Annotated in this window: 9 protein-coding genes; 4 read left to right on the plus strand and 5 right to left on the minus strand. The window is 70.3% G+C overall.

The window, feature by feature from the left end:
* Nucleotides 1-80 precede the first annotated feature (80 nt).
* The 4 genes from ABZW11_RS14560 to ABZW11_RS14575 all read right to left on the minus strand — a co-directional run bounded on the left by ABZW11_RS14560 (nucleotide 81) and on the right by ABZW11_RS14575 (nucleotide 5,261).
* Nucleotides 81-947: an alpha/beta fold hydrolase gene (locus ABZW11_RS14560; protein WP_355416423.1), complete on the minus strand. Its 867-nt coding sequence runs from the start codon at nucleotides 945-947 to the stop codon at nucleotides 81-83.
* Between the two features lie 367 nt (nucleotides 948-1,314).
* Nucleotides 1,315-2,250, minus strand: coding sequence for a DUF5996 family protein (locus ABZW11_RS14565; protein WP_355416426.1), 936 nt, complete (start codon nucleotides 2,248-2,250; stop codon nucleotides 1,315-1,317).
* Nucleotides 2,251-2,326: 76 nt separating this feature from the next.
* Nucleotides 2,327-3,520, minus strand: coding sequence for a hypothetical protein (locus ABZW11_RS14570; protein WP_355416429.1), 1,194 nt, complete (start codon nucleotides 3,518-3,520; stop codon nucleotides 2,327-2,329).
* A 112-nt stretch (nucleotides 3,521-3,632) separates the two neighbouring features.
* Complete coding sequence (locus tag ABZW11_RS14575) at nucleotides 3,633-5,261, minus strand: phospholipid carrier-dependent glycosyltransferase (RefSeq protein WP_355416431.1); 1,629 nt, start codon at nucleotides 5,259-5,261, stop codon at nucleotides 3,633-3,635.
* Nucleotides 5,262-5,339: 78 nt separating this feature from the next.
* On the opposite strand from ABZW11_RS14575, the gene rsmI reads away from it, so the two are divergent.
* Nucleotides 5,340-6,188 (plus strand): 16S rRNA (cytidine(1402)-2'-O)-methyltransferase, encoded by an 849-nt coding sequence (gene rsmI / locus ABZW11_RS14580; RefSeq protein WP_355416434.1) that lies wholly within the window; start codon nucleotides 5,340-5,342, stop codon nucleotides 6,186-6,188.
* 43 nt (nucleotides 6,189-6,231) lie between these two features.
* Nucleotides 6,232-7,785 carry a phospholipid carrier-dependent glycosyltransferase gene (locus ABZW11_RS14585; RefSeq protein ID WP_355416437.1) on the plus strand — a complete coding sequence of 518 codons (1,554 nt, stop codon included), beginning with the start codon at nucleotides 6,232-6,234 and terminating at the stop codon, nucleotides 7,783-7,785.
* Here the strand turns inward: ABZW11_RS14585 and ABZW11_RS14590 are convergent.
* A complete protein-coding gene (locus ABZW11_RS14590; protein ID WP_355416440.1) occupies nucleotides 7,712-9,268 on the minus strand; it encodes a hypothetical protein in 1,557 nt (518 codons plus the stop codon). The genes ABZW11_RS14585 and ABZW11_RS14590 overlap by 74 nt on opposite strands.
* 99 nt (nucleotides 9,269-9,367) lie before the next feature.
* On the opposite strand from ABZW11_RS14590, the gene ABZW11_RS14595 reads away from it, so the two are divergent.
* Together ABZW11_RS14595 and metG are read left to right on the plus strand one after the other, a co-directional pair.
* On the plus strand, nucleotides 9,368-10,591 hold the full coding sequence (locus tag ABZW11_RS14595; RefSeq protein ID WP_355416443.1) for a glycosyltransferase family 2 protein: 1,224 nt from the start codon (nucleotides 9,368-9,370) through the stop codon (nucleotides 10,589-10,591).
* 114 nt (nucleotides 10,592-10,705) lie between these two features.
* A complete protein-coding gene (gene metG, locus ABZW11_RS14600; protein WP_355416446.1) occupies nucleotides 10,706-12,487 on the plus strand; it encodes a methionine--tRNA ligase in 1,782 nt (593 codons plus the stop codon).
* Nucleotides 12,488-12,516: the final 29 nt, after the last annotated feature.

A 12,516-nucleotide genomic window follows, 5' to 3' on the forward strand; every position in this document is an offset into this window, starting at 1 on the left:
GATCGGCGGCCCGGCGTCAGGAGAAGCCGGGGAATCGGGCCATGCCGCAGCGGCCCCTCACAGCGAGGGGCGGTGCGGGGTCAGCCACCGGACGACCGGTGGCTAGCGTCTTGATGCCTCGGGGCCGGCCATGCGCGGCACCGTAGCAACGCCGCGCCCCGATCGTCCACTCGATAAGCGGCCAGGAAGTCCAGCACCATCGGGCTCGCGAGGTGTCGGAACTCCTCGAAGTAGGCGTGCCTGGCGCCCTCGATGAGCTGGAGCGAGGCGCCGGGGATGCGCTCGGCCAGCAGGGGCGCGTTGGCGGCCGGGTTGAAGACGTCGTCGGTGCCGTGGACGACGAGCGTGGGCGCGGTGATGCGGGGCAGCGCGTCCCAGGCGTCGTGGCCGGCGCTGGCGGCCAGGTGGCGGCGGCGGGCGTGGGCGGGCATGCCGGGGTCGCCGATCGTGAAGTAGGGGCCGGGGTGCCCGGCCAGCCAGGCGGGCGTGTACATGAGCTCCAGCAGGGCCCGTTCGGCGGCGGCGCGGTCGGGCTGGGCGAGCGATCTGCGGACGTCGTTGCTCCGCTCGACGCCGTGGGCGCCGCCGGGTGAGCTGCAGCCGAGCACGAGCGCCCCGACCCTGCCGGGGTGGTCGGCGGCCAGCCACTGGGCGACCCGCCCGCCCATCGAGGTGCCGTACACGTGCGCCCGCGGCACCCCGGCGTCGTCGAGCACGGCCAGCACGTCGGCGGCGAACCCGCGCGTCGTGTACGGCTCGTCCGGCTTGTCGCTGCCGCCCGTGCCCCGCCAGTCGAGGGTGATCGTCCGATAGGCGGCGAAGTCGTCCCGTACGGAGTCCCACCAGCGGTGGTCGTTGGCCTGCCCCTGCAGCAGCACGAGCGGCTCCCCATGGCCGCGGACCTGGTAGGACAGCTTCACCCCGTCGGGCGTCGTCGCGTATGGCACGCCTCCGATACTGCCGCAAGGAATGTCGCGGAGAAAATTCGCGGCATGATGTCCGGTACGCGGTCCCTCGCGGGGGCGCGGGAGGCGTACGAGCAGGCGGCCTCGCGGGGCCATGAGCCTGCCCCGGCAGCGCTACCTGCGCGGCAGGGCATCGAGGATCGACCGGCGCGGCCGGGAATGATGCGGCCCCAGGTGTGGTTACATACATCGTGGCCGGTGTGCCCAGTGTCCCCGGGCCTCACCTATTGCCTTCGCGGACTACCGTTCGGCTGGAGCCGCGTTGTGCCTTTCGCCGAGAGGCGACACGCACACCGGTACGCACACGTCGGGCGCCCGCCCTCTTCGGAGGACGGGCGCTCACGTGTGTTCAGGGCCGCTGCCCGTAGTAGGGGTCGGTGACGCCGCCAGGGCAGGCCAGCGCCGCCATGTCGAGCCCGGTCAGCCGGGCGCCCGCCTGGTAGGCGCTGTCGAGGAACTCCAGCACGGCCCCCACGGGGTCCTCCATGACCCGCACGTCGTCGTAGCGCAGGACGGCCAGGTGGCTGCCGCGCGCCGGGATCCACTCGGCCTGCGCGGGCCGCAGCGGCTCGCGGACCAGCCCCTCGGGCTCGGGCGCGGTGTAGGAGTAGAACGCCGGCCAGGGGCGTTCCTTGTCGCCGAACCAGAACCCCGAGCTGATCACCTCCCAGCTGTACGCCTCCCGAGTGACCGGGTCGGTGTCCGGCGAGACCTTGACGACCCGCCCGGTGAACCTGGTCACCGCGATGTCGAAGGTGTGCCAGAAGTGGTGGACGGGGCTGGTCTTGCCGGCGTAGTCGGCGGCGTACCGGTCGAGCAGCTGCACGACCTGCGAGAGTATCCGCCAGTAGCGGTTGATGAGCATCGGGTCGTAGCGGGCGTGCAGGGTGTCCTCGGCGAACGGCGTGTCGTCGCCGAGGTCGAACGGCACCGCCCAGATCTCCGGCCGGATCCCCAGCCCGGCCAGCGTGTCGAAGAGCCGTTCGTAGAAGGAGGCGACGCTCCTGCCGATCAGGCTGAACTCGGCGCTGCGGCCGTCGAACACGTCGATGACCAGGCGGTGGCGTACGAGGTCGAAGTCGACGCAGAACAGCGGCTGCTCGCCGAGCCCGCCCATGGGGCGGGTGGTGAGCCCGCGCCCCGTCGGGTGGAACGGCACCTGCCACCAGTGGTTGCGCCGGTTGCTCGACGCCAGCCTGATCTTCCCCACGATCTGTGCGAACCTGTGGAAGGTCTCCTTTGCCTCGGTCCACTCCGCCAGCGGCATGGCCGGGAACAGCTCCATGACGGTCCCCCTCCGACATAGGGCATTTCCCGACAATCGTAACTACTCGGAGTATTCGCCCAGATGCCAGGGGTCGTCACCCGGAGCTGACGTACTTCCTCGGCCGCAGCGCGTGGGCCCGCAGCGCCGCCAGCGCCGCGAGCTGGCCGGGGCGGTCCATCCGCACCGCCAGCTCGTCGCTGAACGCCAGCCCCAGCGCCGTGAGCTGGGCCACCAGGTCGGTCACCGGGCCCGTGACGTCCTCGACGCTCGTCGCCGGATGCCAGCCCTCGCCGCCCACCACCTCGGCCACCCGCCCGATCAGCTTGGCCGGCGACATCAGCGTGCCGTCGGCGAGCAGCATCAGCGCGGCCTCCCTGGCCGACACCTCGAACTCGTGCTCACCCCGCGCGAGCAGCAGCCGGGTGACCGCCGACCACATGGCCGACTTCGAGTGCAGCAGGCGCAGCCCGTAGCCGGTGATCGACAGCTTGGCGCCGTCGCGGCGGATCGCGCCCAGCTCGCGCTCGGCCAGGTCGCGCAGCCGCAGCGCCTCGGGCGACGGCGCGAGCCGCAGCGGCAGCGTCTCGCCGGAGGCGGCGACCGACAGCAGCCGGTGCAGGGCGGGCAGCGGCTGCGGCGCGACCGGCGCGTGCAGCCGCACCTCGAACGGCTGCGCCAGCTCCCGCCGCGCCGGGCCGCGGCCCAGCACCCAGCGGTTGAGCCGCTCGCCGTGCACCCGGTTGAGCCAGCTGTCGCCGCCCAGGTCGGCGCGCGGCTCGGTGAGCCAGCGCCGGGTCAGCGCGGTGCGGTCGACGTCCTCGCCGGCCACGATGGCCAGCTCAAGGGCCGCGGAGCAGGCGATGTGCGCGCCCAGCTCCTCAGGCCCCATGATCATGCTCCACTGCAGCTCGGGAACGTCGGGCGGGAGCACGCCCGTGGCCTCGAGGGCCTGCTGGTAGGCGCTGGTGCCGGCGTCCTCGCCCTCGCGGGCGTAGGTGCGCAGGATCTGGACGGTGGTCGGTGACACGCACAGCTCGGCGTAACGGTCGAGGCCGCCGAGCCGGAGCAGCTGCCCCAGCGAACGTGCCAGCCGCTCGTGGTCGCCATCCTGCGGCCCGACCTTGAGCGGCAACGTGTACCAGAGGAACTCGCAGACGTCGAGCTGGGTCACCGTCTCCAGTGGCTCCCCACCCGTCAACCATTCGACGGCGGTCCTGGCCTCCTCGGCCAGATCCGGCTGAGATCGCTCCAACTCGGCGAGAAGGGCGGTGACATCCGGTGCACTCATGCCTCGAAGTTTGCCGTATCGACCCCGGGCCTGACGATGACCGAAACCGGTGCGTATTGGGTCTTGCACAGCGACTACCTAAGAAATCCCTATCGAGCCGACTGTAACGTGATCATATCCACCGTTTCTCGAAGAGCATGCGGGCCTTCCACTCCGTGTACGAGAGCAACTCGCCGGTCAGTACGGGATGCAGACACCAGAAGTTGATCAGCGCGAGCAACGCGAACGCGCCGACCACGGCGGCCCCGACGGTACGCCGCAACGGCATGGCGCCGGAGGCCGTCGGCGTGGCGGGCCCGATGAGCAGCCCCGCGCACAGCGTGATGGCCAGCACCATGAACGGCACCATCGGCATGGCGTAGAACAGGAACATCGTCCGGTTGTCGGCGATGGCGAAGTAGAACCACGGCAGCCAGCCCATCGCGTAGCTGAGCAGCACCGCCCCCGCCCGCCAGTCGCGCGAGGAGACGTACCACGCGATGAGGGCCACCAGGGCGGCCAGCGCCCCGAACCAAATCACCGGCGTGCCGACGCCGAGCACCGCCTCGGAGCAGTCGGTGGCGCCGCAGCCGCCCTTCTTGCCCTCGTAGTAGAAGGCGACCGGGCGCAGCAGCAGCGGCCACGACCACGGCTCCGACATGTAGTTGTGCGAGGTCTCCAGGCCGCTGTGGAAGGTGAAGACCTGCCACTGGTAGTGGATCCACGAGCGCATGGAGTCGACCAGGAAGAACAGCGGGTTGCCCGACGAGGTGGCCTGGTCCCAGTTGCGGCCGTAGCCGGTGGCGGTGGCGAACCAGCCGATCCAGGTCGCCATGTACGCCACGAACGGCACCACGCCGAAGGCCAGCGTCGCCTGCGGCAGGTCCTTGTTGACCGCCCCGACGTACGGCCGGCGCAGCCCCAGCGCGCGGCGGGCCCCGGCGTCCCACAGCAGCGACATGGCCGCGAACGCCACCAGGAACGCCAGCCCCGACCACTTGACCGACATCGCGAAGGCCAGGCACACCCCGGCCGCGATCCGCCACCACCTGATGCCGAGCGACGGGCCGTACAGGGAGACGGGCGAGGTCTCGTACCAGGTGACCAGTCGTTCGCGGGCCTGGTCACGGTCGGCCACCAGGCACGCGAACGCCGCGAGCACCCAGAACATCAGGAAGATGTCGAGCAGCGCGGTGCGCGAGAGCACGAAGTGCAGGCCGTCGAGCGCCAGCAGCAGGCCCGCGAAGCAGCCGAGCAGCGTGGAGCGGGTCATCCTGCGCGCGACCCTGGCGAGGATGAGGATGGACAGCGTGCCGATGAGGGCGGCGGCGAAGCGCCAGCCGAACGGGTTGAGCCCGAAGATCCACTCGCCGGCGCCGATCATCCACTTGCCGAGCGGCGGGTGCACGACGTAGGAGGCGCACTTGTCGATCTCCTGGCCGCACGCCTGCCAGATGTCGGTGCCGCCGGACATGATCGTCTTGTCGGCGTCCTTGATCGTGACGTGCTCGACGCCGTGGGTGATGAGCGAGAAGGCGTCCTTCATGTAGTACGTCTCGTCGAACACCACGGCCTTGGGCTCGCCGAGCTGCAGGAAGCGCAGGATCCCGCCGAACAGGGTGACCAGCAGCGGCCCGATCCATCCCCAGAGCACGCTGCCGCGCATGGGCGGCACGACACGATCGCGTACGGACCGAGCCTCGGAAGGGCCTTCGTCCTTCGGCTGCTCGTAGGCCTGGTACGGAGAATCGGTCACCGCCATTCGGACATCGTACGGGCCCCAGAGCGGTGGTTACCCAAGAAACACGGTCTAATTGGGATGCCCTGCCACAATGGTCAGGTGACAGGGAACGGCAGATTGGTGCTGGCAGGAGCCCCCATAGGCCAGGTGGGCGACGTCTCCCCACGGCTGCGCGACGCGCTGGCGGGCGCCGACGTGGTCGCGGCCGAGGACACCAGGCGGCTGCGCAGGCTCGCGGCCGACCTCGGCGTCGAGCTGACCGGCCGGGTGGTGTCCTACTACGACCAGAACGAGGCGGGCCGCGCGCAGGAGCTGCTGGAGACGCTCAAGCAGGGCCGCACGGTCGTGGTGATCACCGATGCCGGCATGCCGGGCGTGTCCGACCCCGGCTACCGCCTCACCAGCCTCGCGGTCGAGGCCGGCGTGCCGGTCACGGCGCTGCCCGGGCCGAGCGCCGTCACCACCGCGCTCGCGATCTCCGGCCTGGCCAGCGACCGGTTCTGCTTCGAGGGCTTCCCGCCGCGCAAGCCGGGCGACCGATCGCGCCGGCTCAAGGCGCTGGCCGCCGAGGAGCGCACGATGGTCTTCTTCGAGGCGCCGCACCGGCTGGCGAGCAGCCTCGCGGCGATGGCCGAGGCGTTCGGCCCCGACCGCCGGGCCGCGGTGTGCCGCGAGCTGACCAAGACGTACGAGGAGGTCCGCAGGGGCGGGCTCGGCGAGCTGGCCGCGTGGGCGGAGGGCGGCGTCAAGGGCGAGATCACCGTCGTGGTCGCCGGTCACGTGCCTGGCGACGTCGAGCTCGACCCCGAGGCGCTGGTCGCGGAGGTCGAGCGGCGGGTCGCCGACGGGGAGCGGCGCAACGCCGCGGTCGCCGGCGTGGCCAAGGAGGCGGGCATGCCCAAGCGGGAGCTCTACGACCTCGTGCACAGGAAGACCCCCACCCCGTAAGGTGCGCAGGGTGCGTAATTGGGGGTTATCACCGGGCCGGCTGGTGCCGCCGTTCCAGGGTGGCGCGCTCGCCGGCTGGCTGGGGCCGCTCGCGGTGGCCGTCTTCGGCGGCCTGCTCCGCTTCATCGACCTCGGCAGGCCCAAGGCCGTCGTCTTCGACGAGACCTACTACGTCAAGGACGCCTACTCGCTGCTCGTCGAGGGCGTCGAGCGCACCATGGTCGGCGACGCCAAGAACCCCATCGCCGACCGGCGGCTGCTGGCCGGCAACCTCGACATCTTCAAGCAGTGCCCGCAGCCCGACGACTGCGCGTCCTTCGTGGCGCACCCGCCGCTCGGCAAGTGGATGATCGCGGCCGGCGAGTGGATGTTCGGCATGAACCCCTTCGGCTGGCGCTTCGCGGCGGCGGTGGCCGGCACGCTGACCATCCTCATCCTCGCCAGGGTGGCGCGCAGGATGACCCGCTCGACGCTGCTCGGCTGCCTGGCCGGGCTGCTGCTGGCGCTCGACGGCCTGCACCTCGTGCTCTCGCGCACGGCGATCCTGGACATCTTCCTCGCGTTCTGGGTGATGGCCGCGTTCGCCTGCCTGGTGGCCGACCGCGACGACATGCGGGCCCGGCTGGCCGACCGATATGACGCCGCGCTGTTGCGCGGGCCCCGGCTGGGGCTGCGGCGCTGGCGGCTCGCGGCCGGCGTGTGCCTGGGCGCCGCCTGCGCGGTCAAGTGGTCGGGGGTCTTCTTCCTGCTGGCCTTCGCGCTGCTGTCGCTCATGTGGGACGCCGGGGCCAGGCGGGCTCTGGGGGCGCGCGAGGCGTACAGGGGGACGCTGGCGTACGACGGGCCCGGCGCGGTCGGGACCTTCGCCCTCGTGCCCGCCCTGACGTACGTGGCCTCGTGGAGCGGCTGGTTCGCCACCTCGCGCGGCTGGGGGCGCAACTGGGACCAGGCCACGTCCTCGGGCAACCCGCTGTTCTTCGCCTTCGACTCCGTCCGCTCCTGGCTCGACTACCACGTGCAGGTCCTCGGCTTCCACAGCGGCCTGGAGACGCCGCATCCGTACATGTCGGAGCCGTGGTCGTGGCCGCTGCTGCTGCGCCCCGTCGCCTTCTTCTACGAGGGCGAGAAGTCCGGCTGCGGCGCCGCCGACTGCGCCCAGGCCGTGGTCGGCGTCGGCACCCCCGCCCTCTGGTACGGCTCGGCCGTCGCCCTCGTCGCCCTCGTCGCGTGGTACGCCGCCACCCGCGACTGGCGGGCGGGCGCCGTGCTGCTCACCTACGCCGCCGGCTGGCTGCCGTGGTTCTACTACGCCGTCGCCGACAACCGCACGATGTACCTGTTCTACATGGCGCCCGTGCTGCCCTTCATGGTGCTGGCCGTCGTGCTGGTGGCTGGGCTCGTCATCGGACGACGCGACGCGCCGCCCGCCCGCAGGGCCGTCGGCGCCGCCGTCGTCGGCGCCTTCGCGCTCATCGTGCTCGTCAACTTCTGGTGGCTGCAGCCCGTGCTGAGCGCCGAGACCATCAGCTACGCGCAGTACTGGGCGCGGATGCTGCTCTCTTCTTGGGTGAGTACTTCGACCAGTTCGCCCACGTGACGCCGCGGCGCAGCGTGATCGCCGCCGCGACGCAGGCCAGCGGGACGGCCGGCAACACGTAGCGGTAGTCGAACTCGGCCGTCGCCGCTGGCGCGAGCAGCAGGCCCACCGCGCCCAGCCACGGCAGCACCACAGGGCCGCCGAACTTCCGCCAGCGCACGACCACGCCGTACAGGCCGATCAGCAGGATGCCGCCGAGCATGATGCCGCGCAGGTAGAACACCTTCTGGTAGCCGCTCATGATGTCGGCCCACGGGTGCACGACGCGCGTCTCGGGCGGGCCCTGCTCGTAGGCGAACGCGTCGGTGTCGGTGCGGCCGCCCGCGTAGGAGGACCACTTCGGCAGCCGCTTGGGCTGCCCGTTGCCGTCGATCTCGACGTACGGCTTGAACTGGTACATGTTGTACGTCGACTCGTCGGGGAAGCGCGGCCTCGCCCAGTGGAACGAGCGGAAGAAGTCGCGCGCGACCACCTTCAGATAGTCGCCGGGCTGCGACAGGATCGCCCGCGTGGCGAACGCGCTGGCCGCGTCGTTGGTGATCTCGCTCCACTTCTTGTTGGCGCCCCACCGGTGCAGCACCTCGCCGGTGCCGGTGCCGTCGCCGTTGCCCTGCCCCCACAGGTACCACTGTGCGTAGTCCTTGCGCTGGCTGACCGGGTCGTTGATGCACAGCAGCAGAAGCTGGACCTCTTTGTACTTGTCGATGTCCATCTTGTTGCAGTCGGCGAAGATGGCCGTGCGCATGTAGAGGATCAGGCCGTCGCTGTTGGTCATGGCGAACTTGCCGTACGCGGTGGCGAACCACCCCATGTACGCCATCACCGGCACCGCGCATGCCGCCACCACCGCCACGATCGGCCGCCACCCCGTGCGCTTGACGATGAGGTAGAGCACCACGAGCGCCATGATCGGCAGCCCGATCGAGCGGGTCAGCCAGGTCAGCGCCAGCAGGAAGCCGACGACCGCGCCCGCCTTCCACGACAGGCGCCGCTTCCACAGCACCAGCGTGATCACGCCGACCACCAGCAGCGTGAACTGCGTGTCGGACATGATGAGCTGTTCGAGCTGGATCTGGTAGGCGTCGAACAGCACCGGCGCGGCGGCCAGCGTGGCGCCCCACTTCGGCAGCCTGAACTTGATCCGCAGCAGCGCGTAGATCAGGCAGGCCGTGGCCAGGCCCATGAGGTGCTGGGTGAAGACCACCAGAGTGAAGCTGTGGAACGGCTGCAGCAGCATCAACCAGAAGCTGTAGCCGTCGGGCCTGATCGGGTGCGGCCGCGGGTGCAGCGCCACCGAGACGTACTCGTAGGAGTCGTTGAACCACATGGCGGGCCCGTAGCCGAGCATGGTGATCAGCCGCAGCACGGCGCCGACGCCGAAGGCCGCGGCGAACACCCGATGCCTGCGCACCATCGCCAGCAGACGTGCTGCTCGACCTGGGGCGGAGTGGTCCGCAGGGGTTATCTCGGCGACGCTCACCATGTTGTAAAGAATGCCAGTCGTTTCCGGGTCCGTGCCCGACCACCGTCACGTTCAGGGCATCATGGTTCACTGGAAGAGCCTTAACTGAAGGGTAGACACGTGGAACTGACGGTGGTCATGCCCTGCCTCAACGAGGCGGAGACCGTGGAAGTCTGTGTGCGCAAGGCCCTGGCGTGCATGGAGGAGCACGGCATCGAGGGCGAGGTCCTGATCGCCGACAACGGCAGCACGGACGGCTCGCAGCAGCTCGCCCGCGACGCCGGTGCCCGCGTGGTCCATGTCGATGAGAAGGGCTACGGAAACGCCCTCATGGGCGGCATCCGGGCGGCTCGCGGCAAATACGTCATCATGGGCGATGCCGACGACTCCTACGATTTCACCGCGCTGCTGCCGTTCGTCGAGCAGTTGCGCGACGGCGCCGACCTGGTGATGGGCAACCGTTTCAAGGGCGGCATCGCGCCCGGCGCCATGCCGCCGCTGCACCGCTATCTCGGCAACCCGGTGCTGTCGTTCATCGGGCGGCTGTTCTTCCCCTCGGCGATCGGCGACTTCCACTGCGGGCTGCGCGGCTTCCGCCGCGACTCCATCCTGCGGCTGCAGCTGCAGACCGGGGGCATGGAGTTCGCCTCCGAGATGGTGGTCCGCTCGACGCTGTCGGGTCTCGACGTACGCGAGGTGCCGACCACGCTCTCGCCCGACGGCCGCTCCAGGCCGCCGCACCTGCGCTCCTGGCGCGACGGCTGGCGCCACCTGCGCTTCCTGCTCCTTTACAGCCCCAAGTGGCTGTTCTTCTACCCCGGCGTGCTCATGATGGTGATCGGCCTGGTGGCCGGCACCGCGCTGACGTTCGGCCCGGTCGAGATCGGCGAGCTGGCCTTCGACGTCGACACGCTGGTCGGCTCGTCCGCCCTGGTGGTGATCGGGTTCCAGGCGGCGCTGTTCGCCGTCTTCACCAAGGTCTACGCGGCCGAGGAGGGCTTCCTGCCCGAGTCGCCGCGCATCAGGCGGCTGATCGACATGGTGAGCCTGGAGAAGGGCCTCATCGCGGGCGGCCTGCTCGCGCTGGCCGGCATCGTGGGCCTGGTCATGTCGCTGGTCCACTGGCAGGTGCGCAGCTTCGGCGAGCTCGACCCGCGCGAGTCGCTGCGCCTCGTCGTGCCGTCGGCCACCGCGCTCGTCATGAGCTTCCAGACCATCTTCGCGGCGCTGTTCATCAGCATCCTGGGCATCCGCCGCACCCGCGAGACCTCCGTCGACAACGCCGCCGCCGCGGCCGAGGAGGCCGCCGCCAACCTCTCGCTCGAAGAGACCACCAAGAGCTAGACCCGCCCGCGCACACCGGCGGGGCCGTCCCGGCTCCGCCGGCCCGCGCGTGCCCCTTTCGCGAGGGGGAGTCGCGGAACAAACGATCGCCAACGACCCCGTAGGCTTGGAACCATGTCCCAGCACATCTTGACCGCCGTTGCGTGGCCCTACGCCAACGGCCCCCGTCACATCGGGCACGTGTCCGGATTCGGCGTGCCGTCCGACGTCTTCAGCCGCTACCAGCGGATGGCGGGCAACAAGGTGCTGATGGTGTCAGGCACCGACGAGCACGGCACGCCCATCCAGGTGCAGGCCGACAAGGAGGGCGTGACGGCCAAGGACCTGGCCGACCGCTACAACCGCGTCATCGCCGAAGACCTGACCGGGCTCGGGCTGTCCTACGACCTGTTCACCAGGACGACGACGAAGAACCATTACGCCGTCACCCAGGAGATCTTCAAGGGCCTCCACGCCAACGGCTACATCTTCCCGCGCACCACGATGGGCGCGATCTCGCCCTCCACCGGCCGCACCCTGCCCGACCGCTACATCGAGGGCACCTGCCCCATCTGCGGCTACGACGGCGCGCGCGGCGACCAGTGCGACAACTGCGGCAACCAGCTCGACCCGATCCAGCTGATCAACCCCAAGAGCCGCATCAACGGCGAGACGCCGACGTTCGTCGAGACCGAGCACTTCATGCTCGACCTGCCCGCCTTCGCCGAGGTGCTGGGCTCCTACCTGCAGTCCAAGCAGGGCGAGTGGCGGCCCAACGTGCTGAAGTTCGCCCTCAACCTGCTCGGCGACCTGCAGCCGCGGGCCATCAGCCGCGACCTCGACTGGGGCGTGCCGATCCCGCTCGACGGCTGGCGCGACCAGCCCAACAAGCGCCTCTACGTGTGGTTCGACGCGGTCATCGGCTACCTGTCCGCCTCCATCGAGTGGGCCAGGCGCTCGGGCGACCCCGACGCCTGGCGCCAGTGGTGGCAGAATCCCGACGCCCGCGGCTACTACTTCATGGGCAAGGACAACATCGTCTTCCACGCCGAGATCTGGCCGGCCATGCTGTTCGGCTACAGCGGCATCGGCGCCCGTGACGGCTCGCCGGGCTCGCTCGGGGCGCTCAACGTGCCGTCCGAGGTGGTCTCCAGCGAGTTCCTCACCATGGAGGGCCGCAAGTTCTCCTCCTCGCGGCAGGTCGTCATCTACGTCCGCGACTTCCTCGCCCGCTACGACGCCGACGCGCTGCGCTACTACATCGCCGTGGCCGGCCCCGAGAACCAGGACACCGACTTCACCTGGCAGGAGTTCGTCAACCGCAACAACGGCGAGCTGGTCGCCGCGTGGGGCAACCTGGTCAACCGGTCGATCTCCATGGCGGCGAAGAACTTCGGCGCCGTGCCCGAGGCGGGCCACCTGACCGACGCCGACCGGGCGCTGCTGGAGCGCTCGCGCAACGCGTTCGGTCCCGTGGGCGCCGAGCTCGGCCGCTCGCGCTTCAAGAACGCCATCACCGAGGCGTTCGACGTCGTCCGCGAGGCCAACAAATACCTGGCCGAGCAGGAGCCGTGGAAGCTCAAGGACGACCCTGAGCGGCAGAAGTCGATCCTGCACGTCGCCCTCCAGGTGGTCGACGACGCCAAGACCATGCTGACGCCGTTCCTGCCCAGCTCGTCCAACAAGGTCTACGCGATGCTGGGCGGCGAGGGCGTGTGGTCCGGCATGCCGGAGATCCGCGAGGTCGACGAGGACGGCGGCACGCCCTACCCCGTCATCACCGGCGAATACGACGGCGCAGCCCGCTGGGAGCACCGGCCGATCAAGCCGGGCACCCCGCTCGCGCCGCCGTCGCCGCTGTTCAAGAAGCTCGACCCGAAGGTCGTCGACGAGGAGCTGGCCCGGCTGGCCGATTGAGAGGCGCCGCGCGGCGGGGGCTACCGTTA

Origin of the sequence: Nonomuraea sp. NPDC004580 (assembly GCF_040609855.1) — a bacterium.
Taxonomy (GTDB): domain Bacteria; phylum Actinomycetota; class Actinomycetes; order Streptosporangiales; family Streptosporangiaceae; genus Nonomuraea; species Nonomuraea salmonea.

Excerpts from the sequence above, each read along its gene's own strand:
- ABZW11_RS14565 (WP_355416426.1), bottom strand. The coding sequence starts at position 2,250 with ATGGAGCTGTTCCCGGCCATGCCGCTGGCGGAGTGGACCGAGGCAAAG.
- ABZW11_RS14570 (WP_355416429.1), bottom strand. The coding sequence starts at position 3,520 with ATGAGTGCACCGGATGTCACCGCCCTTCTCGCCGAGTTGGAGCGATCT.
- ABZW11_RS14575 (WP_355416431.1), bottom strand. The coding sequence starts at position 5,261 with ATGGCGGTGACCGATTCTCCGTACCAGGCCTACGAGCAGCCGAAGGAC.
- ABZW11_RS14590 (WP_355416440.1), bottom strand. The coding sequence starts at position 9,268 with ATGGTGAGCGTCGCCGAGATAACCCCTGCGGACCACTCCGCCCCAGGT.
- metG (WP_355416446.1), top strand. The coding sequence starts at position 10,706 with ATGTCCCAGCACATCTTGACCGCCGTTGCGTGGCCCTACGCCAACGGC.